General features: G+C 63.8%; 20 protein-coding genes. 10 read left to right on the top strand and 10 right to left on the bottom strand.

Annotated features, from left to right (window positions below; translation table 11 throughout):
- Positions 1-14 precede the first annotated feature (14 nt).
- The 3 genes from FJV77_RS11260 to FJV77_RS11250 form a co-directional block, all read right to left on the bottom strand.
- Complete coding sequence (locus tag FJV77_RS11260; RefSeq protein WP_142866962.1) at positions 15-737, bottom strand: HAD-IA family hydrolase; 723 nt, start codon at positions 735-737, stop codon at positions 15-17.
- Positions 738-974: 237 nt separating this feature from the next.
- The gene (locus FJV77_RS11255) at positions 975-2,348 is read right to left on the bottom strand and encodes an aspartate aminotransferase family protein (protein ID WP_142866880.1); all 1,374 of its coding nucleotides are present in this window, start codon (positions 2,346-2,348) and stop codon (positions 975-977) included.
- A gap of 13 nt (positions 2,349-2,361) precedes the next feature.
- A complete protein-coding gene (locus FJV77_RS11250; RefSeq protein WP_142866879.1) occupies positions 2,362-3,201 on the bottom strand; it encodes a GNAT family N-acetyltransferase in 840 nt (279 codons plus the stop codon).
- A gap of 318 nt (positions 3,202-3,519) precedes the next feature.
- Between FJV77_RS11250 and FJV77_RS11245 the strand changes: the two genes are divergently transcribed.
- Positions 3,520-4,188, top strand: coding sequence for a haloacid dehalogenase type II (locus FJV77_RS11245; protein ID WP_142866878.1), 669 nt, complete (start codon positions 3,520-3,522; stop codon positions 4,186-4,188).
- A gap of 16 nt (positions 4,189-4,204) precedes the next feature.
- The gene (locus tag FJV77_RS11240; protein WP_142866877.1) at positions 4,205-5,479 is read left to right on the top strand and encodes an FAD-binding oxidoreductase; all 1,275 of its coding nucleotides are present in this window, start codon (positions 4,205-4,207) and stop codon (positions 5,477-5,479) included.
- A 98-nt stretch (positions 5,480-5,577) separates the two neighbouring features.
- Here the strand turns inward: FJV77_RS11240 and FJV77_RS11235 are convergent, their stop codons facing one another.
- The 6 genes from FJV77_RS11235 to argE all read right to left on the bottom strand — a co-directional run bounded on the left by FJV77_RS11235 (position 5,578) and on the right by argE (position 12,161).
- Positions 5,578-7,038, bottom strand: coding sequence for an NAD-dependent succinate-semialdehyde dehydrogenase (locus tag FJV77_RS11235; protein ID WP_142866876.1), 1,461 nt, complete (start codon positions 7,036-7,038; stop codon positions 5,578-5,580).
- 17 nt (positions 7,039-7,055) lie between these two features.
- Positions 7,056-8,099: a tartrate dehydrogenase gene (locus FJV77_RS11230; protein ID WP_142866875.1), complete on the bottom strand. Its 1,044-nt coding sequence runs from the start codon at positions 8,097-8,099 to the stop codon at positions 7,056-7,058.
- Between the two features lie 10 nt (positions 8,100-8,109).
- Positions 8,110-9,573 (bottom strand): aldehyde dehydrogenase family protein, encoded by a 1,464-nt coding sequence (locus tag FJV77_RS11225; protein ID WP_142866874.1) that lies wholly within the window; start codon positions 9,571-9,573, stop codon positions 8,110-8,112.
- 150 nt (positions 9,574-9,723) lie between these two features.
- Complete coding sequence (locus FJV77_RS11220; RefSeq protein WP_142866961.1) at positions 9,724-10,077, bottom strand: cupin domain-containing protein; 354 nt, start codon at positions 10,075-10,077, stop codon at positions 9,724-9,726.
- A 23-nt stretch (positions 10,078-10,100) separates the two neighbouring features.
- Complete coding sequence (locus FJV77_RS11215; RefSeq protein ID WP_142866873.1) at positions 10,101-11,024, bottom strand: glyoxylate/hydroxypyruvate reductase A; 924 nt, start codon at positions 11,022-11,024, stop codon at positions 10,101-10,103.
- Positions 11,025-11,036: 12 nt separating this feature from the next.
- Entirely contained in the window at positions 11,037-12,161 is a 1,125-nt protein-coding gene (gene argE / locus FJV77_RS11210) for an acetylornithine deacetylase (RefSeq protein ID WP_142866872.1), read from the bottom strand.
- Between the two features lie 292 nt (positions 12,162-12,453).
- On the opposite strand from argE, the gene FJV77_RS11205 reads away from it, so the two are divergent.
- From FJV77_RS11205 to FJV77_RS11195, 3 genes are all read left to right on the top strand, one after another.
- A complete protein-coding gene (locus FJV77_RS11205; protein ID WP_185970283.1) occupies positions 12,454-13,308 on the top strand; it encodes a GNAT family N-acetyltransferase in 855 nt (284 codons plus the stop codon).
- A 405-nt stretch (positions 13,309-13,713) separates the two neighbouring features.
- The gene (locus FJV77_RS11200) at positions 13,714-14,097 is read left to right on the top strand and encodes a VOC family protein (protein ID WP_142866870.1); all 384 of its coding nucleotides are present in this window, start codon (positions 13,714-13,716) and stop codon (positions 14,095-14,097) included.
- Between the two features lie 98 nt (positions 14,098-14,195).
- Complete coding sequence (locus FJV77_RS11195; RefSeq protein ID WP_142866869.1) at positions 14,196-14,918, top strand: DUF899 family protein; 723 nt, start codon at positions 14,196-14,198, stop codon at positions 14,916-14,918.
- Between the two features lie 188 nt (positions 14,919-15,106).
- Here FJV77_RS11195 and FJV77_RS11190 read toward each other — a convergent pair whose 3' ends face one another.
- Positions 15,107-16,024 carry a LysR substrate-binding domain-containing protein gene (locus tag FJV77_RS11190; protein WP_142866868.1) on the bottom strand — a complete coding sequence of 306 codons (918 nt, stop codon included), beginning with the start codon at positions 16,022-16,024 and terminating at the stop codon, positions 15,107-15,109.
- Between the two features lie 123 nt (positions 16,025-16,147).
- Between FJV77_RS11190 and FJV77_RS11185 the strand changes: the two genes are divergently transcribed.
- From FJV77_RS11185 to FJV77_RS33260, 5 genes are read left to right on the top strand one after another with little or no spacing between them, the layout of a single operon-like run.
- A complete protein-coding gene (locus FJV77_RS11185; RefSeq protein ID WP_142866867.1) occupies positions 16,148-17,188 on the top strand; it encodes an aromatic ring-hydroxylating dioxygenase subunit alpha in 1,041 nt (346 codons plus the stop codon).
- Positions 17,185-18,312: a 2Fe-2S iron-sulfur cluster-binding protein gene (locus FJV77_RS11180; protein ID WP_142866866.1), complete on the top strand. Its 1,128-nt coding sequence runs from the start codon at positions 17,185-17,187 to the stop codon at positions 18,310-18,312. The genes FJV77_RS11185 and FJV77_RS11180 overlap by 4 nt, the downstream gene beginning before the upstream one ends.
- A gap of 47 nt (positions 18,313-18,359) precedes the next feature.
- Positions 18,360-19,481: a histidinol-phosphate transaminase gene (gene hisC, locus FJV77_RS11175; RefSeq protein ID WP_142866865.1), complete on the top strand. Its 1,122-nt coding sequence runs from the start codon at positions 18,360-18,362 to the stop codon at positions 19,479-19,481.
- Positions 19,478-20,971, top strand: a complete 1,494-nt coding sequence (locus tag FJV77_RS11170; protein ID WP_142866864.1) for an FAD-binding oxidoreductase — start codon at positions 19,478-19,480, stop codon at positions 20,969-20,971. Before hisC ends, FJV77_RS11170 begins: the two co-directional genes overlap by 4 nt.
- A 22-nt stretch (positions 20,972-20,993) precedes the next feature.
- Entirely contained in the window at positions 20,994-23,006 is a 2,013-nt protein-coding gene (locus tag FJV77_RS33260) for a DUF2817 domain-containing protein (protein ID WP_142866960.1), read from the top strand.
- Positions 23,007-23,061: the final 55 nt, after the last annotated feature.

Raw genomic sequence — 23,061 nt, 5'->3', positions numbered from 1 at the left:
TTCCGGGCTTGGGCTCAGGTTCGTTGCTTCAGGCTTTCCCGCACGGCGGCGGCAAGGGCCGCCATTGACGTGAAGTGGTAGTCAGGCGCGGTGAAACGCTCGGGCTCGATCGTGCCGCCGTAACCCTTCTGGGCATGCCGGCGCTCGATCCAGCAATTGGTCATGCCAAGCGCCCGGGATATGCCGATATCGTGGTACTGGCTTTGCGCCACGTGGAGGATGTTGTCCTTGCTGTCGCCCCGGGAGGCCACGAAATCGAAAACCTTCCGGAAGAAGGCCGGGTCCGGTTTCTCGGTGCCAGTATCATCGGCCGTAAAGGTGGCGAAGAAGGGCGAGCCGAGCTGCTTCTCGAAATGGTCGAGCGCCCAGCGCCGGGCATTGGTCATGGCGATCAATCGGTACGACTTCCCAAGGTCCGCCAATGCCGCCGCGCTGTCAGGAAAGCCTTGCCAGACACTAGCGGAGTCCCGCAGGCGCATGCCGTATTTCTCCTCGGGAGGCAGGCCGAGACGCGGTGCGATGACCGTGTAGACACGCACGAGATCGTCGGGAAACAGGCTCGCATCGGGCATGTAGCGGGCCTGCCGGTAAAGGGCCAGCGCCTCCTCGCCATCGATCGAAACGCCGGCCTCGGCGGCAATTTCCGCCAGGCAGGTCGTGATCCCGCCTTCGAAGTCGATCAGCGTGCCGACCACATCGAAGGTCATGTATTTGAATTCGCTAAAGCCCCTGGCCAAGACCGGGTCTCCTCTGCATGCGGCCGAATTGCACGTGTTGAACAGAACAAAATTCCGTGCTGTCCGGGGCGTCGGCCCTTTTTGAAGGCCCGTAAATCCGGGCTTTCTGGCCTTGTCTTCGCAGCAGTCTGGCACTTCCCCCGCGCTGGATTCGCCGAAAAGGCGTAAGGAGGCGGCACAAAATTGCGAAATCGTCTGCCCCTGCGATATTTCGAGACACGACATATTTCGCCGCCATCATGCCAGGGCCTGGCGGACGTCTGGATCGTCCAGCGTCTGGTCGAGGGTCCGGCGCGTACGCTCGATGATCGCATCGATGTCGGCATCGGTGCAGCAGAGCGGCGGTGCATAGCCGATAACCCCATGCGCAAAGGCACGGATGATGAGGCCATTGTCCCACGCCCTGTCGAAGACCCGCCGCGCCGGCATGGCCGACGCCGGAAACGGCGTCTTCTTCTGTTTGTCGACCACCAGTTCGATCGCGGCAAGCATGCCGCGGCCGCGCACGTCGCCGATGAGGGGGTGGTCGGTCAGGCTTGCCAGTCCTGCCATAAGGCGGGCGCCGGCCTTGATACCATTCTCCAGAAGGCCGTCTTCGTAGAGCTTCAGCACCTCGAGCGCGACGGCGGCGCTGACGGGATGGGCGGAATAGGTGTAGCCGTGACCGACGGCCGAGGCGCCCGCGCCATCGGCGATGACGTCGTAGACATGATCGGCCATGAACACGGCGCCCATGGGAACATAGCCCGAGGTCAGACCCTTCGCCGTCGTCATGAAATCGGGAACGATGTCCTCATCGGTGCAGGCGAACAAGGGCCCCGTGCGGCCGAAACCGGTGATCACCTCGTCGGCGATGAACAGGATGCCGTACTCCCGGCAGAGCTCGCGTATCGCCTTGATCCAGCCTTTCGGTGGAACGATGACGCCACCCGAGCCCTGGATCGGCTCGGCATAGAAGGCGGCGACCCGCTCCGGCCCGATCTCCTCGATCTTGGCCTTCAGCGCGGCGAGCGATGCCGCGATGATCGCGTTGCCGTCCTGGCCGACCGGGTTGCGGTAGGGATAGGGGGAGGGGATCTTGTGCTGCCATTCGAAGGGAATGCCGAAGCCGGCGTGAAAGGCGGGCAGGGCGGTCAGGCCCGCGCCGACCACCGACGAGCCGTGATAACCCTGTTCTATGGAAATGAACTGATCGCGTTTCGGCTCACCCCTTGCATTCCAGTAGTAGCGGACGAAACGGATCGTGCTGTCGACCGCGTCCGACCCCCCAAGCGTAAAAAAGACGTGGTTGAGGTCGCCTGGCGCGCGCTCGGCCAGCTCCGAGGCGAGGCGGATGGCCGGCTCCGAGCCGAGGTCGAAATAGGCGGTGGCGTAGGGAAGCTCTCGCATCTGCTTGGCCGCTGCCTCGACGATGCTGTCATGGCCGTAGCCAGCATTGACACACCACAGCCCCGCGAAACCGTCGAGAAGTTGCCGGCCGGACGCATCGGTCACGGTCGCGCCCTTCGCCGATTTCAACACGCGCACGCCCTGTGCCTCATGACCACGGTATGAAGAGACCGGGTGGATGAGATGGGCGCGATCGAGTTCGATCAGGGAATTGGCGAGCATTGTTGTTCTCCGACTATCCTAGCGCCTGGTTGGCGAGGGCGTAGACTTTTGGCCTGGCCTGTTCCGCGATCGTCTTGGGCGGACGATCCATGGCTACGCCGCCGCCGACATGGGTGAGGCCGATTTCCTCGAGCCAGCCGGCGATGCCGGTCCCGCTGCCGGTATCCACCCGCAGAAAGGCGCCGGCGCGCGGGGCGGCGAAGAAGCCGATCAGGGCCTTCGCCTCGTCGATACTTCCCGCGATGACCGGACCAATCACCTCGCCGCGTCCGAACGGGCGGATCGCGGCATAGGCCTCGATGGCGCCGTCGCGGCGGATGACGGCGAATTGGCCGCGCTCGGCCAGCGCATCGATTAGAGCTTCACGGTCGGCGCCATAGGCGTCGCGGTCCAGCGCCTTGATCTCCGGCAGATCGTCGGCACCTGCTGCTTCCACACCTTCGGGCGCAGCAAGCTCTGCAACCTTGCCCTGGTGCTGCAGGATCGTGCCGGAGGGCACAAAGCCCAGTTTCTGATAGAGAGGCATGCCGTCGGTCGTCGCGACGAGCCGCAATGGGCGGTCTCCTGCCAAGTCAAAGGCCTGTTTCATGAGTCGGCGCCCGAGCCCTTTGCCGCGCACGTTCCTGTCGACGATCACCATGTTGATCATGGCGCAATCCGCGCCGTAGGGCGTTACCAGGATGGTTCCGGTGACGCGGCCCTGGTCATCGAGCGCGACCGCCCCGCTCGAGAGCTGCAGCGCCATCTGCCAGTCCTGCGGGCGATGCGGCCAGTTCTCCTGGCGAGAAAGCGCCACAGCGCCCTCGATATGGTCTGGCCCGAACGCCTGGATTTGGATCTCGCCCTGCTGCATAGGCTTCCCTTCCGTCTGATGCCAAGTTTCGACCATCGGCGCGCCGCAGATCATCTGAAGGCATTGGCTTCGACAGTATCTTTCGCCGTAGCGCGAGCGGTGCGCCGCATCTTGTGCTGGCACCGTCCGCTGCGGGTGCGCCTCACGCCGCGCGCGGCGCCGCAATCGGCACGCCAGATGCTACAGCGTGCCAAACCGGATGGCGGATACGGAACTTTCTGCTTCCAGAAGGCCTATTTCGGTCAGGTGGTCGCCGCCTGCCGCTCTATGATGAAATACATCCCAGCGCGGATGTGCTTCCACCGGAGATCGACGGACATGGCTTCCTTCAGGCCCAAATACATCACCTTCGACTGCTACGGCACGTTGACCTTTTTCCAGATGGCGGAAGCGGCGCGCGATCTCTACGGCAGCCGGCTCGACGAGCCGCGCATGCAGGAGTTCATCAAGAATTTTGCGGCGTACCGGCTCGACGAGATCCTGGGCGACTGGAAGCCTTATGCCGACATTGTCCACAATGCGCTCGAGCGCGCTTGCAAGCGCAACGGTGTCGCCTTCAGCCCGGACGACGCCAGGATGGTCTATGAGCGCGTGCCGACCTGGGGACCTCACGCCGACGTCCCGGCGGGCCTGGCGAAGGTCGCCAAGGAAATTCCGCTGGTCATCCTGTCCAACGCCATGAACGCGCAGATCATGTCCAATGTCGAAAAGCTCGGCGCGCCGTTCCATGCCGTCTACACGGCCGAGCAGGCGCAGGCCTACAAGCCGCGCTTCCAGGCCTTCGAATACATGTTCGACATGCTGGGCTGCGGCCCGGATGACGTTCTTCACTGCTCGTCCTCTTTCCGCTACGACCTGATGTCGGCACACGATCTCGGCATCAAGAACAAGGTCTGGGTCAATCGCGGCCACGAACCGGCCAACCCGTATTACGGCTATGTCGAGATATCGGACATTTCTGGTCTTGCAGGCGTAGTCGGTCTCTGAAACAGGCGGATTGCCAATGAAGTTCGTCTCCTACTGGCACGACACGGCCCCTGTCTTTTCCGGCGGGGCGCAAGGCCCGGTCGAGGGGCACTACGATGCCGCCGTCATCGGCGGCGGCTTCACTGGTCTCGCCGCCGCGCGCCAATTGGCGAAGGCCGGCGCCAAGGTGGCCGTGCTGGAGGCGGAGCGTGTGGGCTGGGGCGCATCCGGGCGCAATGGCGGACACCTCAACAACGGCCTCGCCCACAGCTACCTCTCCGCCAAGACGGAGCTCGGCAAGGACCGCGCAATCGCCCTCTACCGGGCGCTGGACGACTCCGTCGACACCATAGAGGCGCTGGTCGCGGAGGAAGGCATCGACTGCAGTTTCCGCCGCGCCGGCAAGCTGAAGCTCGCCTCCAAGCCGCAGCATTTTGTATCAATCGCCCGCAACTTCGAGGCCCTGCATGCCGAGGTGGATCCGGATACGGCGCTGCTGTCGGCGGCGGATCTCAAGTCCGAGATCGGCTCACCCTTCCATGGCGCGATGCTGTCGAAGAAGAGCGCCATGATGCATATGGGCCGCTATGTGGCGGGTCTCGCTACTTCAGCCGCCCGCCACGGCGCCGTGATCCACGAGAATGCGGCGGTCACCGATCGCAAGCAGGCCGGCGGCAGGCACGAACTGACCACCTCGCGTGGCCGCATCAGCGCCGACAATGTGCTGGTGGCGACCGGCGCCTACACGACTCCGAATTTCGACTACTTCCGCCGCAGGATCATTTCCGTCGGCAGCTTCATCATCGCCACGCGGCCGTTGAGCGACGTCGAGATTGCCGCGACCATGCCGGGCAACCGGACATGCGTGACCTCGATGAACATCGGCAACTACTTCCGGCTTTCGCCCGACAGGCGCCTGATCTTCGGCGGCCGCGCGCGCTTTTCGGCGACATCGGACCAGCGCTCCGATGCCAGGAGCGGACAGATACTGCAGGCAGGCCTCGCGGCGATCTTCCCGCAACTCGCCAAGGTCGAGATCGACTATTGCTGGGGCGGGCTGGTTGACATGACCAAGGACCGCTTCCCGCGGGCCGGCTACCATGATGGTGTATGGTACGCGATGGGCTATTCCGGCCACGGCGCGCAGCTTTCCACCCATCTCGGCATGATCCTGGCCGATGCCATGCTCGGCCGCGAAGACCGCAATCCGATGAAGGGGCTCGAGTGGCCCTCCATCCCCGGCTATTCCGGCAAGCCATGGTTCCTGCCGATGGTCGGCCTCTACTACAAGGCGCTCGACCAGGTGAGGTAGGCAGTAGGCAGTAGGCAGTAGGCAGTAGGCAGTAGGCAGTAGGCAGTAGGCAGTAGGCAGTAGGCAGTAGGCAGTGTCTCCCAACTCCCTACTGCCTATCACCTACTGCCTATTCCCATGTGGAAACTCTTCATCTCGAGATATTCCTCGATGCCGGCCTGCGCACCCTCACGGCCGAGGCCGGACTGCTTGACGCCGCCGAAGGGGGCGACTTCCATCGAGACCGAGCCGGTGTTGAGCCCCACCATGCCGAACTCCAATGCCTCGCCGACGCGCCAGGCGCGTTTCAGGTTCTCGGTGTAGAAATAGGAAGCAAGCCCGTAGGGCGTGCCGTTGGCGAGCGTGATCGCTTCCTCTTCCGTCTCGAACCGGAACAGCGGCGCGACCGGGCCGAACGTTTCCTCTCCAGCGAGCTGCATGTCCTTTGTGGCGCCGGTCAGCACCAGCGGCGCGACATACTGAGGACCTTCCGGCAACGCCGGCCTCGTTGTGATGATCGCAGCTCCTTTGGCGAGCGCGTCCTTGACATGGCGGTTGATCTTCTCGACCGCCGCCATGTTGATCATCGGCCCGATGGCGACGCCGGGCTGCGTGCCTGGCCCCACCGTCATGGCGTTGACTCGAGCAGTGAGCTTCGCAGCGAACGCGTCATAGACGCCAGCCTGGACAAGAATACGGTTGGCGCAGACGCAGGTCTGGCCGCCATTGCGGAACTTCGAGACAAGCGCGCCCTCTACGGCGAGATCGAGATCGGCGTCGTCGAAGACTATGAGCGGCGCGTTGCCGCCGAGTTCGAGACTGAGCCGCTTCACGCTGTCCGCCGCGCCGCGCATCAGCAGCGAGCCGACCCGCGTCGAGCCGGTGAAGGAGATCTTGCGAACGGTCTCGCTCGCCATGATCTCGTTGCCGATCTCGGCCGGCATGCCGGTGACGACGTTGATGACGCCGGCGGGGATGCCCGCCCGTTCGGCCAGCACGCCGAGCGCCAGCGCCGAATAGGGCGTAAACTCGGACGGCTTGATCACCACAGTGCAGCCGGCGGCCAGCGCCGGCGCGACCTTGCGGGTGATCATCGCGTTGGGAAAATTCCACGGCGTGATGATGCCGCACACCCCGACCGGCTCCTTTAGCACAATGATGCGCCGGTCCGGCGTCGGCGAGGGGATGGTGTGGCCGTTGATGCGGCGCGCCTCCTCGGCGAACCATTTGACGAAGGATGCGCCGTAGCGGATCTCGGCTTTGGCCTCGTCCAGCGGCTTGCCCTGTTCCGTCGTCAGGATCAGCGCGAGATCGTCCAGATGCGCAAGCATCAGGCCATGCCAGGCTTCCAGGAGGCCGGCCCGCTCGGCGTTGGTCTTCTTCTTCCAGTCACCATAGGCGGAAGCCGCGGCCTTTATGGCCGCGTGGGTCTCCGGACCGGCCATGTCGGGCACTGAGCCAATCGCAACTTGGGTCGCCGGATCGACGACGTCGACCGTCCTGCCGGAACCAGCTGTGATCCATTCGCCGCCGATCAGGCCGGCTTCGCGGAACAGAGTTTTGTCTTTCAGGTTTTTCATCGAAAACGACCTTGCAATCAGGAGAGCGCTGCGACGACGGCGGCCGTGATGGCTTCCGTTCTGTCTTTGCCCGGAGTGGTTCCAATGCCTCGCGCAGTTGTCGCTTCGACCGCTTGCATGACGCGGCCGGCGGCAGCTTTTTCGCCGAGATGATCGAGCATCATGGCGCCGGACCAGATGGTGGCGATCGGATTGGCGATGCCGAGATGTGCGATGTCGGGCGCCGAGCCGTGCACCGGCTCGAACATCGACGGCGCCGAGCGGTCGGGATTGATGTTGGCGGAGGCGGCGTAGCCAAGCCCGCCCTGGATCGCCGCGCCGATGTCGGTGAGGATGTCGCCGAACAGGTTGGAAGCGACGACCACGTCGAGGCTCTCCGGCGCCATGATCATGCGCGCGGCGAGCGCATCGACATGATAGCTGGTCACGGCGACGTCAGGGTACTCCGCGGCCAGCTTTCGCGTGATCTCGTCCCAGAACACCATCGAGTATTTCTGCGCGTTGGACTTGGTGACGGATGCAAGTTTGCCGCGCCGGGTCCGCGCCTGCTCGAAGCCGAAGCGCAGGATGCGTTCAACGCCGGCGCGGGTGAAGATCGAGGTCTCCACGGCGACCTCGTCCAGCGTGCCTTGATGCAGGCGCCCGCCGGCGCCCGAATATTCGCCTTCGGTATTCTCACGGATGCACAATATGTCGAAACCTTCCGCCCGCAGCGGGCCTGACACGCCCGGCAGCAGGCGGTGCGGCCGGATGTTGGCATATTGCACGAATGCCTTGCGGATCGGCAGCAGCAGGCCGTGCAGGGAAACCGAATCAGGCACCTCCGACGGCCAGCCGACGGCGCCGAGAAGGATGGCGTCAAAGCCGCGCAAGGTCTCGATGCCGTCCTCCGGCATCATGCGGCCGGCATCCTTGTAGAATTTGCAGGACCAGGGGAATTCGGTTGCGGTCAAGGCAAAGCCCGCGTGTCTGGCCGCGGTCTCCAGCACGGACCAGGCGGCGGCGGTCACATCGCTTCCGATGCCGTCACCGGGGATCAGGGCGATCGAATAGGATTTCATCGGCATCTCTCTAGAGGCTGATCAGGACGCTCTTGGTCCTGCGGTTGGCGAGATAGGCCTCGCGGCCGAGATCCTTGCCGATGCCGGAGCGCTTGTAGCCGCCAGTCGGCAGGATATGGTCACGCGAGCGGCTGTAGCGGTTGACCCAGACGGTGCCCGCCTCGAGCTTGCGCGCGAAGCGGATGGTACGAGACAGGTCGGAGGTGAACAGGCCGGAAGCCAGCCCGTAGGTTGGATGGGTGGACAGCGCCAGCGCTTCTTCCTCGGTCTCGAAGGTCTGGACCGTCAGGACCGGGCCGAAGATTTCCTCGACGATCGCCAGATTGGCCTGATCGACATCGGCGATAAGCGTCGGCTGGTAGAAATAGCCGGGGCTGTCCATGATGCCGCCGCCGGTCAGGCATTCGCCGCCGGCCCCGATCGCGGCCCGCACGATGCCGTCGATACGCGCCCGCTGCCGTTCCGAGATGATTGGCGAATATTGGGTCGCGTCGTCCCAGGTAGGGCTTGGCCGCACCATCTTCACCCGTTGCAGGATAGCGGCCGTCAGCCTGTCGGCGACGCCCCTTTCGGCGATCAGGCGCGTGCCGGCCACGCAGGCCTGTCCGGCATTGAAAGTGACGCTGCCGGCGATCGCTGTCGCCGCCTTGTCGATATCGGCATCCGCAAAGACGATCTGTGGGCTCTTGCCGCCGAGTTCCAGCGTCATCGGCTTGACGCCGGTGCGGGCGACGTTCTCCATGATGGCCGAGCCGGCGCGGGTCGAGCCGGTGAAGGAGACCTTGGCGATCTCGAGATGGCCGGTCAGTGCCGTGCCGGTCGTCGGACCGTCTCCCAGCACCACGTTTATGAGCCCTGCGGGCAGGCCCGCCCTAACGGCGAGTTGCGCCATATAGACTGCCGAAAAGGGCGTCATTTCCGACGGCTTCAGCACGACCGCATTGCCCGCGGCCAATGCCGGACCAACCTTCCATCCGGCCATCGAGATCGGAAAATTCCAGGGCGTGATCGCACCGACCACACCATAGGGCTCGCTCATGATCATGCCGAGGCTGGCATCGTCGGTCGGCACCAGCTCGCTGCCTTCCTTGTCGGCGAACTCGGCGAAGAAGCGGATCTGCTCTGCGGTCACGGCGATGTCGCCGGCGACGAGCTGGCCGACGGGCCGGGTGGAGCTCAGCGCCTCGATCCTGGCCAGCGTTTCGGCTTCCGCCTCGATCAGGTCGGCCCAGGCCTGGAGTGCCCGGGTGCGCTCGCGCGGCCGGACGCCGCCCCAGTTGCTGGCCTTTAGTGCCGCCTTGGCGCTTTCCACGGCGCGGCCGACCATATCGACGCCGGCCACCGGGCAAGCGGCGTATGCCTTGCCGTCCGACGGTCGGTTCATCTCGATCGCTCCCTCGGCCGCGACCAGTTTGCCGCCGATGAAATGGCCGACGGGCAGGGGGACGGTATCCGGGTCGAAGCTCAAGCCCATGGCACCCACTCTGGAATAATCTGCGGGAGCCTAGCGCGGGCAGCAGCGCAGCATGCACCGTTCGGCGACCGGTCGCGGATGATTGTTGTGTGCCGGCAATGACAGACGGCAAAATCTGTTGCGGGGCCAGCAGCCTCGCTCGCACGCCATTTACCCTACCGTCACGTAGATCTTGCGCACCGTTTCAATGGTCTTCCAGACACCGGTGAAACCAGGCTTCATCACGAAGCTATCGCCGGCGCGGTAGGTCACCGCCTCGCCGCCATCTGGCGTGATTTCAATCGCGCCCGAGAGGATGTGGCAGAACTCGAAAGTGTCGCCCTTGATTGAGCGCGTTTCCCCAGGCGTCGCCTCCCATACGCCGGTATGGACGAGGTCGTCCTTGGCGACGTCCTGCGCCCAGGTCTTGAAGGCGGGGTTGCCGGCAATCAGCCGTTCAGACAGCGCCCCGGATTCGCGCGGCTGGAAGGCAGGGCTGGTATCGACGGTCTTGAGCAGGGACAACGGATGGCCTTTCATGTTGAATTTCAATAGCCGCGCGACCGGTCGACCAGCCCGATGGGGTCAAGACCGGCGCGGTAACGCCTGATGTTTTCAATGACGGCGCGCGCAGCGGTCGCGGGCTGGGTGACGCTGGCGACATGCGGCGTCAGGATGATCTTTGGATGCGACCAGAAACGATGACCCGCGGGCAGCGGTTCGGGATCGGTCACATCGATCATCGCCGCCGAAAGGTGGCCACTGTCGAGCGCGGCGACAAGTGCTTCATGATCGAGCTGTGCCCCCCGGCCGGTGTGGACCAGCGCCGCGCCCTTGGGCAGCTTCGCAAACAGCTCGGCTTCGAGAAAACCGCGCGTGTCTTCGGTCAGCGGCAGCAGGCAGACCAGTATGTCGCTGGCCGCGAGCATCTCCTTCAGTCCAAGCTCGCCATGATGACAGGATATGCCCTCGATCTGCCGCGGCGAGCGGCTCCAGCCGGCGAGCGGGAAGCCGAAGGGCTTCAGGCGGTCGAGGACGGCCTGTCCGAGTTGCCCGAGGCCGAGCACGCCGAGCCGGCGCGATCCGGCCTGCGGCTGGGCGATATCGGCCCATTCGCCGGCGCGCTGCTGCGCCAGATATCCAGGCAGGTTGCGGTGGAGCGCGAGGACGGCAAGCGTCACATATTCCTGCATCATGCGCACGATGCCTTCCTCGACCATGCGCACGATCTTCACGTTCGCAGACACAGCATCGAGGTGAAACTGGTCAACGCCGGCGCCGATCGAAAACAGGATTTCCAGGTTCCTGTAGCGGCCGAGATTATCCGGCACGGTCCAGCTGATCAGGTAACGCACGGCGTCGGGGTCGACCGTTGCGGCATCCATCGTGAAGGGGACGTCCGGCAGTTCTCTCGCGAATGCCTCAGCGAAGATCGCCCCGCGGCGCGCATCGGAATTGAACAGGAATGTCATTCCTGCTCCTCTTCACGTCGCGCAACGGGCGCCCAGCGCCTCGATCAATCGCTGGCAGGCGGCGAGCTCGCTGGTGAAAATGTACTCATCCGGCTTGTGGGCGCGGTCGATGTCGCCGGGGCCACAGATGATCGCATCAAAACCTGCGGCCTGGTAAAGCCCGGCCTCCGTACCGTAGCTGACGGCGGCAAGCGGCACCTCGCCGGTCAAGGCGTGCAGTAGTCCCGCAAGTGGCGCGTCTGGCGGCAGCGACATCGCAGGATAGGCGCTCATCGGTGTCCACTCGATGCGAAAGCCATGGGCAGCAAGGGCCTCTGCTCGCACCCTTACAGGCGCCAGCAGACTCGCCGGGTCGACGCCAGGTATGGCGCGTGCCTCCAGGTCCAGCGTGCAGGTGTCGGGGATGATGTTGACCTGATGTCCGCCGGTCACCACGCCCGCTTGCAGCGAAGAGTAGGGCGGCTCGAAGGCAGGGTCGAACGGACCGTGCGTCAGCCGTTCGGCCTCGGCCACGGCCGCGCTCAGCGCATCGGTCATGGCATGGATCGCGTTGAGCCCAAGATCGGGTCGGGAGGAATGGCCGGAGCGCCCGTTGATGATCACGCGGGCGGCCGCCTTGCCCTTGTGGCCGCGTACCGCGCGCATGCCGCTCGGCTCGCCGACGATGACGCCGAGCGGCTTCGCGCAAAGTTCGGGAAGGCGGGCGATCAAATGCGGCACGCCGCGGCATCCCACCTCCTCGTCATAGGAGAAGGCGAGATGGATCGGCCTGGCAAGGTGCATTTTCGCCAAGTCAGGCACCGCCGCGAGCACCGCGGCAAGAAACCCCTTCATGTCCGTCGTGCCGCGTCCATAGAGCCTTTCGCCCTCCTTGCGCAGCGCGAAAGGGCTCGAACTCCATTGCGGTTCACTGGCGGGGACGACGTCCATGTGACCGGACAGAATGTATCCGGGGACGTCGGCGGGGCCGATCGTCGCGAACAGATTGGACCGGTCGCCTTCCGGCCCTCGAAGCAGGGTAACCTGCGTTCCGTACTTTGCCAGATAGGCCTCGATCCAGCCGGCGATATCGCCGTTCGGCTTGCGGGCGACAGATGGAAAGGCGACAAGACGGTCGAGGATATCGAAGACGTCCATTCCAGCCCTCAAAGCATTTCAGGTTTGGCATTCCGGGTTTGCCGGGATCGATGCCGTCGGCTGCTCGATTTCGGCAGAGGATGTGCGCGTTCTTTCGCGATTGCATGCCGAAAGCGGAAATGTTTCAGTTGAATCTAGCGTTGCTGCGCGGCTTTCGAGCAAATCGTACCGGTCTGCTTGTTTAGCGTTGGCAGCCGGAAGGTGGCCAGCGACGCGTCGCCTTCTAGTACGATAATCCTTCAGGGGCATTGCATTGAAGCCGTCCGGAAGCTTGAAAATCGATACCTTCTCGATGCGGATTGGCGACATCGGAGGCGTTGAGCTGGACCGCTTGCACGCACTCTCGCTCTCCGTGGGATGGCCGCATCGCGCTGAGGACTGGCAATTCCTGTGTGAGTCGGGACACGGGTTCGTGGCGCTCGATGAGATCGGCCGGGTTCTTGGTTCGGCCATGTGGTTCGCGCATGGTACCGATTTCGCGACCGTGGGCATGGTCATCACCTCGCCGCGACTTCAGACGCTGGGAGCGGGGCAATGGCTGATGAAGCGGGTTTTCGACAACGTCGTCGGCTGCGATCTGCGCCTCAACGCAACGCGCGCGGCAAGGCGGCTCTATCTCTCGCTCGACTTTCAGCCTGAGAAGACCGTCTATCAATGCCAGGGCATCGCCCGCCTGGAGACGACAGGTGGCCCGACGGACATGCGCCATGTCAGGACCTTGGACCCAGGTGATATTCCCGCAGCGATCGCGCTCGACGCGGCAGGATTTGGCGTGAGGCGGGCGGCGCTCATCGAAAGGCTTTTCGCAAACTCGGCCGGCTATGGTCTTTTCAAGGATGGCAGGCTGAGCGCATTCGCGCTCTGCCGGCCATTCGGGAGGGGCCACGTCGTGGGGCCGGTCGTGGCGGAAAGCGACGCCGATGCCGTGGCGATCGTCCGGCCGCACGTCTATGACCATTCAGGGTCATTCCTGCGGATCGACACCCACATGGACACTGGCGAGTTCGCCACCCTTCTGTCGCACGCTGGAATGCCAGTCTTCGACACGGTGCTGACCATGTCGCTGGGCAAACGCCTAACCGATTTTGCCGTCGGCGGTGCGACCAGACCGAAGACCTATGCCCTGGCAAGCCAAACTCTCGGGTAGGTTGTTATTCGACTTTGGGCCCTCAGATACTAATATAATCGTTATAAATCAATAGCTTACGAAGGTGGTTCGCTAAAGCTGATTCAAGGAACGCGTCCCGCCACTAGTGTAACCGCATTTGTCCTCAACGGCATGGCGGCTTTGCGCCTCACTGTCGCCGTACATGCCTTGGGCAGATGTTGCGCTCGACAAGCTGACATAGGACTTTCCCGCGCTACAGCTCTGACAAGATCGGCGTTGGCCTATCGCGAAGCTCGCCGACATGATGATTGCTTGCTATCTACGCCGAAATCAAGCCGACCCGGCGTGGATGAATATCCGCAGGGATAAGGCGAGCCTCTCTGCGACGACAGCAACAAAGTGGTGACCTTGGCTCCAAAGCCCAGCTTGGCTAGAGTTCGAAAGATGCTGGACGCCATTCACCACGTCGCGCTTATCTGCACCGACTACGATCGGTCGCGACGGTTCTATGTCGAGCTCCTCGGCCTGGACCTGATCCGCGAGGTCTATCGGGAGGAGCGGCAGTCTTGGAAGGCCGACCTGCGGATCGGATCCGCCCAGCTGGAATTATTCTCCTTCCCTGCCTCGGTGCCGCGGCCGTCTTATCCAGAGGCGACAGGACTGCGGCACTTGGCATTTGCCGTGGTGAACCTCGACCCCGTAGTTGTGCGCCTGGAAGCCGCCGGCGTTGCCGTAGAGCCTATCCGGATCGACCCATATACCGATCGGCGCTTCACCTTCTTTAGCGACCCGGATGGATTGCCGTTGGAATTCTACGAATCCCAATAGTGACGTTAAATACGACAGTCTGCGTATCGCACTGAGCGATCCAGTGGGAACCCTAAGGCGGGTGACCGGTTGAAAGGGATTGGAAAGGAGACAAGGTCATGGCCGACGGTTCCGCCCTGCAACCCGCTGCTGCGATCGCTCACAAGAACCGCGCCCGCCAGCCGAACGAAAGCGCCGAGTACCGCAAGGCGCGCGAGGCTCTGCTGGTCGAGGAGATCGAACTCAACCGCCACATCGCGCGCGTTGCCGCCCAGCGTCGCGCCTTGCCGCCTGGCGGCGAGGTGAAGGGCGACTATCAGTTCATCGGCGAAGCCAGTAGCGTGGCCGGCGCCAATCCCGTCGGCTTCAAGGAGCTCTTCGGCGATAAGGACACTCTGTTCGTCTATAACTGGATGTATGGCCCCAAGCGCCAGCGCCCTTGCCCCATGTGCACCGCGCTCCTGAGCTGCCTGGACGGCAACGCCGATCACCTTCGCCAGCGGATCGCCCTCGCAGTCGTCGGCCTTTCGGCCATCGAGCGGCAGATTGCCTTCAAGGTCGAGCGTGGTTGGAAGAACCTGCCGCTCTATGCCGACGTCAACGGAAATTTCAGCCGGGATTACCACGCCATCATGGACGACGGGACCGACACCGCCGCCGAAAACGTTTTCACCCTGCGCGACGGGACCATCCGGCACTTCTGGGGCGCGGAACTGGGTTTCGAGTCAGCCGATCCGGGCAAAGACCCGACAACCGAGCCGGACCTGATGATGCTGTGGAACGTCCTGGACTGGACGCCAGGAGGTCGCGGGACCGACTGGTACCCGAAGATCACCTACTAAGCAGTCGAGATGGTTTGCCAGGGGTCTGGCGTAGCGGAAAAGGTGGATTCGGAGGAATTTGGCGCCGGACGAGTAATCTGACATCGCTAATGCCGAACCAACAACGAATTTAGCCAAGCTGACATCCAGTCAGCTGACTATCCGACCTTAGAACAGAATGGAATGTGCGTCCCGAGATCAGCGCTCGGCTAACCTGCCAAGGTTGCGCCAAGCCGCTTGGAAATTGAAACAATCCAGGTTCGCAGCTCCGGCCCAAAAGGTTTTTCCAGCATCGCCCGGTCCCAGGCCAGGAAATAGGGCTCCGGCAGCCGGATGCGCTTGTCGAACGGCGCCACCAGCCTGCCCGACGCTATGTCGTCGGCGGCCATCGACAGTTGTGCCAGCACGAAGCCCCTGCCGTTGGCCGCGGCATCGATGGCGGCGCTCGACAGGGAAAAGGCGACTTCACCCGATGTCTTGCGGTGCACCGCGCCGATGCTTGCCGCCCATTCCGCCCATGTGGGCGGCGAGCGATGGTCGCGCGCCCATTCGATACTGAGAAGCGGCAGATCGAGGATATCGGCGGGCTTGCGGATCGGATGTTTCGCCAGCAGCGCGGGCGAGCAGGCTGGCACCACCCAGTCGGTGAACAACTCGGTGTAGTGGTCGAAATCACGATATTTGGTGCCGTAGGAAATGCGGAAGTCGACCTGTTCGGCGCTCAGCCTTGGCTCTGTCTCGGCGCCGACCAGTCGCACGGTGGCGCCGGGATGGCCGATCTGCCAATCCAGAAGCTGCGGACCGATCCATTTGCTGGCGAGCGACGGCAGGCAAGAGATGGTCAAAGTGTCGGCGAAACGGGCCCGTTCGATGACATCCTGGGCCTCGCGTATCTTTTCGAAGCCGATGGAAACCGCCGCGTGGTAGACGCGGCCCAGCGCTGTAAGGGCGACGCTCCTGCCGCGACGTTCCAGAAGCCGTGCGTCCAAGGCATCCTCGGCCTTGCGTATCTGCTGGCTGACAGCGCCGACGGATACACCGAGCTCGTTTGCCGCGGCCGTCACGCTGCCACGCCTGCCAAACGCCTCGAAGGCCTGTATCGCACGCAGCGGGGGCGTCTTGTTCACCTGGGCAACGATCCTGGGGTCAGCTTGATTTAGTTTTTCTAAAATAGAACGCAGATGCAAGCCCTATGTCGTCCCCGGTCCGCAAGATATTCGTTTGGGCGTTCACAAGCCCGGGAGGACGCCATGTTTCTTCGAAACTGCTGGTACGTTGCCGCATGGGACCATGAGGTTGCCGACCGGCTAGTGCCGACGCGGATTCTTGGCGAGGACATTGTCCTCTACCGCCGCACCGACGGCGTGGTGGCTGCACTCGAAGACGCTTGTCCGCACCGCAAGCTGCCGCTGTCGATGGGCCGCATCAAGGGCGATACGGTCGAATGCGGCTACCACGGCCTGACCTTCGACAGCACGGGGACCTGCACGCGGGTGCCGGGGGCCGAAAAGATACCGCATGTCGCCTGCGTTCGTTCCTATCCGATTGCCGAGCGCTACGGCTTGCTCTGGGTCTGGATGGGCGAGGCGGCAAAGGCCGACCCCGCGCTGATTTTCGCCGTCGACCATTGGGGCGATCCGGCATGGGGCGTCAATCGCGGCGAGTCCATGGCGCTCGATTGCAACTACCTCTACATGACCGACAATCTGCTCGACCCCTCGCATGTCTCCTGGGTCCACCAGTCGTCCTTCGGCGGCGTCCAGGCCATGGAGGACGCACCGCTCGAAACCACGGTGGGCGCCGACGGCGTGACCGTATGGCGCTGGGTGGTCGATGCCGCGCCGGCGCCCTTCTATGCGCCTTTCCTCAAGTTCTCCGGCAATTGCGACCGCAAGCAGCACTACGAGGTGCGCTACCCCTCTAACGCGATCATCAAGGCGATCTTCGTGCCGGCCCGCACCGGCGGCGAAGGCAAGCCGCTGCACGAGGATGTGTTCCTCATGGACAGCTACAATTTCATGACGCCGGTCGATGAGAACCAGACCAAATACTACTGGTTCCAGATGCGCAATTTCGCCCCGGATGACCTGGAGGTTTCGCGCCAGTTCGCCACCTCCGTGCGCGGCGCCTTCGATGAGGACCGCACAGTGCTCAATGCGGTGCACAAGGGCATGGCCAACAAGCGCACACCCAATCTCGATCTCAAGATCGATGTCGGGCCACTGCGCTTTCGCCGCAACCTCGCTAAGCTGATCGCCAGCGAGAGCCAGCAATTGGCGGCCGCCGAATGAACGCATTCACCGCTCGCGACACTATCGCAAGAAGCGGATTTCGCGACCTGAAGGTGGTCGCGAAGGTGCGCGAAAGCGCCATCATCACGTCGTTCCATATCGAGCCGGTGAATCCAGAGGACTGGCGCGACTTCGAGCCAGGGCAGTTCCTGGTGTTCAAGATACCCATGCCGCGGGGAGCCAGCGAAAAGGCATATGTGCTGCGCAACTACAGCGTCTCCTGTTCCCCGGCCGCCAAGGGGCGCTACCGGATCAGCGTGAAGCGTGAAGCAGCACCCGCGCCGGGTCTGCCCGACGGAGCAAGCTCGTGCTTCCTGCATGACCGGATCGACGTCGGCGATGTACTCCAGGCCGAAGGGCCACGCGGCGATTTCGTGCTCGACAAGGCCAGCAGCCGTCCGGTGGTGTTGCTCAGCGGCGGCGTTGGGCTGACGCCGATGGTATCGATGCTGCATGCGCTGGCTCCCATCCCGGATCGCCGTGTCGTCTTCATTCACGCCTGCGAGAACGGCGACGTGCATGCCTTGCGCGATGAGGTCGCGGGCCTTGTCGCGACACGGCCTGGCCTGCGCGCTCACTACTGTTACCGGTCCCCGTCGGAGCGCGACAGGGCCGACGGGCACTTCCACAGCGAAGGCATGATTTCGAAGGATGTGCTGCAGCGCCTGCTGCCGATCGACGACTATGATTTCTACCTTTGCGGCCCGCCTCCGTTCATGCAGGCGATCTACGGCATGCTGCGCGAGCTTGGCGTGCCGAAGCATCGCATCGCCTACGAATTTTTCGGCCCGGCAACAGTGCTGGAGCCTGATGCCGCCCGAGCCCCTGCTGCGCTGGCGCAGCAGGCACGGATCGAGCCGGCGGGCGAGGTGGCCACTGTGGAGTTCCGAAAATCGGGCCTGACGGCGGTCTGGGATGGCAAGGCGGCATCGCTCCTCGACTTTGCCGAGGATCAGGGTCTGGCGCCGGAATTTAGCTGCCGGTCCGGCATCTGCGGCACATGCAAGTCGCGGTTGGTTTCGGGTGAAGTCGCCTATTTCGAAGAACCGCTGGACGAGCTGGGAGCAGGCGAAGTGCTGCTGTGCTGCTCCAGGCCGAGCGAATCAGTCGTCCTGGATATTTGACAAGATCGTGATGCCGCGCATGGGCGCGGGGAAACGGAAGTCGGGATTTGGAACAGTCGGTCAAACCAGCGTCGAGCCTGCCGCTCAATCCGCATATCGCGGCCTTGCCGCCTTACAATGCCGGCATGAACATCGCGATGGCACGCAAGCTGAGTGGCCGTCACGACATTGCCCGGCTGGCCAGCAACGAGAACCCGGATGGCTGCTCTCCAGCCGTCATGGCCGCATTGTCCTCCTCATCCTTCGAACCATGGCGCTATGCCGATCCGGCCTGCACGGCGTTGCGAGCAGCACTTGGCGAAAGACTCAGTGTCGATCCCGGGCTGATCGTTGCCGGCAACGGCTCCGAGGAGATGATTGCCGCTATATCGCGCGCCGTCCTGGTGCCGGGCGCCTCCGTCGTCACCACGGTGCCGAGCTTCGGCTTGCATGAGATAGAACCCCTTGCGGCAGGGGCCGATGTCATCAAGATCGCGATGACACCCGACATGGGGTTCCACATTGCCGCGCTCGAAACGGCGATCGCCGCCAGGCCACGTGTCGTTTTCATATCCTCGCCCTGGAACCCGGTTGGGCCGGGGCTCGACCATTCCAGCCTGCAACGGCTGATCGGCGCGGTACGGCCAGGCACCCTTCTTGTGCTCGACGAAGCCTATTTCGAATTCGCCGATTCCGGCGCACCCGACGGCATCGAGGTCCTGCGCGACAGCGGCATCGACCACGTGGTGCTGCGGACATTCTCGAAAGCCTACGGTCTGGCGGGTTTGCGCGTCGGCTATGCCATCTGCTCCGGCCTCGAGCTGGCAAGAGTGATTGCCGCGGCCAAGACGCCATTCAACGTCAATGCGGCGGCGCAGACCGCGGCCATCGCGGCACTCGCCGACGAAAGCTGGATGAAGGCGTCGGCCGACCGCGTCAGGGCCGAGCGCGTGCGCACCGCCGCCCGGCTTGCCGACCTTGGCCTGCGGGTCGCGCAGTCGCAGACAAACTTCCTGTTCTTTGACTGCAAAGGCGACAGTTCGAGCCTTGCCGCTGCCCTCATTGAGCAGGGGATCATTGTCAAGGCGTGGCGCGAAGCCGGCTATGAGCACTATCTGCGCGCCACTATCGGGCTGCCGGCTGACAATAACCGGCTGATCGCAGCGCTTCAGGGGTTGATGGCGCAATGAGCGGCCTCGTGTCTCCAAGGAAAACGAACCGGGACGAACAAGCGGTGCCGCTTTCGGTCGTCGACGCGATCCGCGACGTCGTTGGCGCCGCGAACGTACGCACCAGTGACGCGGATTGTGGCGCCGGCATCGTCGTCACGCCTTCATCGACCGCCGAGATCGCGGCGGTGGTGCGCATCTGCCGCCAGAACGAGGTTTCGGTGGTGCCGCAAGGCGGGAAGACGGGCCTGGTCGGCGGCGACGTTTCGTGGCCAGGCGAGATCGTTCTTTCGATGGCGCGCATGAACCGCATCGAGCGGCTCGAACCGCTTGAACGCGTGGCGGTGGTCGGGGCCGGGGTCACCCTCGAAGCCTTGCAGACGGTCGCGCTCGAACACCGGCTGGAGCCGGGCATCGACCTAGCCGCGCGCGGCTCGGCGACGATCGGCGGCATGGTGTCGACCAACGCCGGTGGGGTGATGGCCTTTCGCAACGGCGTCATGCGCCACCGCGTGCTTGGCCTCGAGGCCGTGCTGGCCGACGGATCGGTCTATTCCGACCTGACCCGGGTGGTGAAGAATTCAGCCGGGTATGACCTGAAGCATCTGTTTATCGGCGCCGAGGGCACGCTCGGCATCGTCACCCGAGTGGCCGTCAAGCTCGATCCTTCCCCGCGCGCCACAGCGACCGCGCTGTTCGGACTGCCGTCGGTCGAGGCGGCCCTGCGGACAATTCGGCTGGCGCTTGAATCCGACGCCGGGCATCTGCGCGCGGCCGAGGCGATGTGGACCTCGTACTTCGGCCTGGCCGCCGCCGCGCATGAATGGTCTGAACCCAGCGTGCCACTCGATCAGCCGCTGTTCCTGCTGCTGTCGCTTGGCGGGGCGCACGAAAATGCACTGCGCGAGGACATCGAGCGGATCTATTTGGAGACGGTGCAGCAGCATCCCGAAGCGACCGGCATCATCGCCGACTCGCGGCGGCAGGAAGGCGAGCTGTGGCGGCTGCGCGAGGACACCAGCGTGCTCTACCGCGCTCATCCCCAGGCGCCTTCGTTCGACGTGTCTGTGCCATTGTCGGAAATTCCGGCCTATCTCGACAGAATCCTGCCCGGGCTCGCCGCCGTCGAACCGGGTCTTGCACCCTATGTCTTCGGACATCTCGCCGATGGGAACCTGCACATCATCCTCAACCGGAAGGGCCCGCTGGCGCCTAACGTCGCGGAGGCTGTCGAGTGCGTTCTTTATCAACAGCTCCGGGAGATTGGCGGTTCCTTTTCCGCCGAGCACGGTGTTGGGTCAAAGCGTATCCATTCCTTGCTGGCGACAGCTGACCCGACAAAGCTCGACGCGATGGAGCGGGTGAAACGAGCGCTGGACGAGCAGTCGATCATGAACCCCGACAAGGTGCTTCCCCGCGATGCCTGGTTTGTCCGGTCCTACAGGCCGTCCCTTTCCGGCAATGAGCACCGATTGCCCCTCACCAACGCGAGCGACCTCAACGATGAGTAGCCCTATGCCGCAACCGCAGGGAATGAATGGATTGACCGCAACCACCCGACGTCCCGTGGGATCGATGCGCCATGATGAGCCGGCACCAGCCTATGCCTGTGATTTCGCCGCCTTGCGCCAGGGCTTTCGCGAAGCGGCGGAGCGGGCGGGCGCGGAACTGTCTGAGTATGTTCACCCGCTGAACGGACCGGATGGCGAGGCGCTGGCGACAGATGTGGCGCTGCTGGGCCGACGCGATGCGCGCAAGTTGATCGTGATCATCTCGGGCACGCATGGTGTCGAGGGGCCGTTCGGCTCGACCTGCCAAACCGCCTGGCTTGGCCAGAAAAATCTGCGGCGCTTGCCTGACGACACCGCGATCCTTGCCATCCATCTCATCAATCCCTGGGGCACCGCGTGGTCGCGGCGCGTCAACGAAGACAATGTCGACCTCAACCGCAACTTCATCGACTGGTCGGCGAGTGCTCCGGTCAACAACGGCTATGCCGGTCTCCACGACGCCTTGGCATACCGCGAGTGGGAAGGGCCGGATCGAATAGCGGCTGACGAGAAGCTCGCCGCGGCGCGCAAGAGGCTTGGGCACGCCGGGCTGGCGGCGATTATCGAGGCAGGCCAATATGAGTTCGCCGACGGGATGTTCTATGGCGGCGGCGGCCCTGTCTGGTCGAACCGGACGTTGAACGAAATCCTGAAGACCTTTGCCGCGGAAGCGCGGCGGGCCATCGTCTTCGACCTGCATACGGGAGCAGGGCCCTACGGTTATCCGGCACTGCTTTCGGTGGCGAGTTCCGAGCATGCCGGTCTTGCCTGGGGCAAATCCATCTTCGGGCCAGCGCTGACGACCGTGCTGACAGGCCCGGGCGCCAAGACAGGTACCGGCATCGCGGCGACGGCGACCGGCTATGTCTCGGACGCCGTGCGCAAGGCAATGCCGAACGCGCGCGTGCTGCCGCTTGTCGTCGAATGCGGCACCCTGGAAGGGCCGGCCGTCATGGAAGCGGTGCAGGCCGACAACTGGCTGCATCTGTTCGGCAAGCTCGATTCACCGCTCGGCAAGCGGATCCGGGAAACGCTGGGCTCGGCCTTCATTCCGGATGATCCGGATTGGCAGCGCGCCTGCCTGTCCAGCAGCCTGCGCCATTTCGACCGTGCGCTGGCGGACCTGAAGGCTGTCGAGCTGGATCAGGACGAAGCCATCAAAGGCGAACCGTCGCCGCCCACCGTTCGCGCTGAGGTTGCCGATCCGGCGCCCGCCGTCGAAGCGAAGATCACGACGCCGGCCGTACAGATCGACGAGCTTCACAAGAGCTTCGGCTCGCTTCTGGTGTTGAAGGGCGTCAATCTTACCGCTCACGCCGGCGAAGTGATTTCCATGATCGGCTCGTCAGGCTCGGGCAAGAGCACATTCCTGCGCTGCATCAATCTTCTGGAACAGCCGGACGGCGGAAAGGTCGCCATCGACGGCGAGGTAATCAAGATGAAGCCGGTGTCGAACGGCCGTCTTGGGCCGGCCGACATGGCGCAGGTCGAGCGGATCCGCGCCCGCGTCGGCATGGTGTTCCAGAACTTCAATCTATGGCCGCACATGACGGTGGTGGAAAACATCATCGAGGCGCCCCGGCATGTGCTGAAGGAGCCGCGCGAGAAGGCCATCGAACACGCGCACGCCTTGCTGAAGAAGGTCGGGCTCGCCGACAAGCATGCCCACTATCCCGGCCAGTTGTCCGGCGGCCAGCAGCAGCGGGCGGCGATCGCCCGCACGCTGGCGATGCGGCCCAAGGTAATCCTCTTCGACGAGCCGACTTCGGCGCTCGATCCTGAACTGGTCGGCGAGGTGCTGCGCGTGATCCGCCAGCTGGCGGAGGAAGGCAACACCATGATCCTCGTGACGCATGAGATGCAGTTCGCGCGCGAGGTCTCCCACAAGGTTCTGTTTCTCCACCAGGGAAAGGTGGAGGAAGAGGGTGCGCCAGCGGAGCTGTTCGGCAGTCCGCGCTCGGAGCGTCTGCGCCAATTCCTGGCCCGGACACTGTGAGGAAGCCGCATCCTCGAAGCGTCCGGTTCGGACCGGACAATTGCGATGAAGACCA

Origin of the sequence: Mesorhizobium sp. WSM4306 (assembly GCF_007003975.1) — a bacterium.
In the GTDB taxonomy this organism is placed as follows: Bacteria; Pseudomonadota; Alphaproteobacteria; order Rhizobiales; family Rhizobiaceae; genus Mesorhizobium.
This window is presented reverse-complemented; position numbering and strand designations above follow the sequence as displayed.

Excerpts from the sequence above, each read along its gene's own strand:
- FJV77_RS11200 (WP_142866870.1), top strand. The coding sequence starts at position 13,714 with ATGCTGGACGCCATTCACCACGTCGCGCTTATCTGCACCGACTACGAT.
- FJV77_RS11240 (WP_142866877.1), top strand. The coding sequence starts at position 4,205 with ATGAAGTTCGTCTCCTACTGGCACGACACGGCCCCTGTCTTTTCCGGC.
- argE (WP_142866872.1), bottom strand. The coding sequence starts at position 12,161 with ATGGACGTCTTCGATATCCTCGACCGTCTTGTCGCCTTTCCATCTGTC.
- FJV77_RS11245 (WP_142866878.1), top strand. The coding sequence starts at position 3,520 with ATGGCTTCCTTCAGGCCCAAATACATCACCTTCGACTGCTACGGCACG.
- FJV77_RS11205 (WP_185970283.1), top strand. The coding sequence starts at position 12,454 with ATGCGGATTGGCGACATCGGAGGCGTTGAGCTGGACCGCTTGCACGCA.
- FJV77_RS11225 (WP_142866874.1), bottom strand. The coding sequence starts at position 9,573 with ATGGGCTTGAGCTTCGACCCGGATACCGTCCCCCTGCCCGTCGGCCAT.
- FJV77_RS11215 (WP_142866873.1), bottom strand. The coding sequence starts at position 11,024 with ATGACATTCCTGTTCAATTCCGATGCGCGCCGCGGGGCGATCTTCGCT.
- FJV77_RS11235 (WP_142866876.1), bottom strand. The coding sequence starts at position 7,038 with ATGAAAAACCTGAAAGACAAAACTCTGTTCCGCGAAGCCGGCCTGATC.
- FJV77_RS33260 (WP_142866960.1), top strand. The coding sequence starts at position 20,994 with ATGAATGGATTGACCGCAACCACCCGACGTCCCGTGGGATCGATGCGC.
- FJV77_RS11180 (WP_142866866.1), top strand. The coding sequence starts at position 17,185 with ATGAACGCATTCACCGCTCGCGACACTATCGCAAGAAGCGGATTTCGC.
- FJV77_RS11170 (WP_142866864.1), top strand. The coding sequence starts at position 19,478 with ATGAGCGGCCTCGTGTCTCCAAGGAAAACGAACCGGGACGAACAAGCG.
- FJV77_RS11230 (WP_142866875.1), bottom strand. The coding sequence starts at position 8,099 with ATGAAATCCTATTCGATCGCCCTGATCCCCGGTGACGGCATCGGAAGC.
- FJV77_RS11250 (WP_142866879.1), bottom strand. The coding sequence starts at position 3,201 with ATGCAGCAGGGCGAGATCCAAATCCAGGCGTTCGGGCCAGACCATATC.
- FJV77_RS11185 (WP_142866867.1), top strand. The coding sequence starts at position 16,148 with ATGTTTCTTCGAAACTGCTGGTACGTTGCCGCATGGGACCATGAGGTT.
- FJV77_RS11255 (WP_142866880.1), bottom strand. The coding sequence starts at position 2,348 with ATGCTCGCCAATTCCCTGATCGAACTCGATCGCGCCCATCTCATCCAC.
- FJV77_RS11195 (WP_142866869.1), top strand. The coding sequence starts at position 14,196 with ATGGCCGACGGTTCCGCCCTGCAACCCGCTGCTGCGATCGCTCACAAG.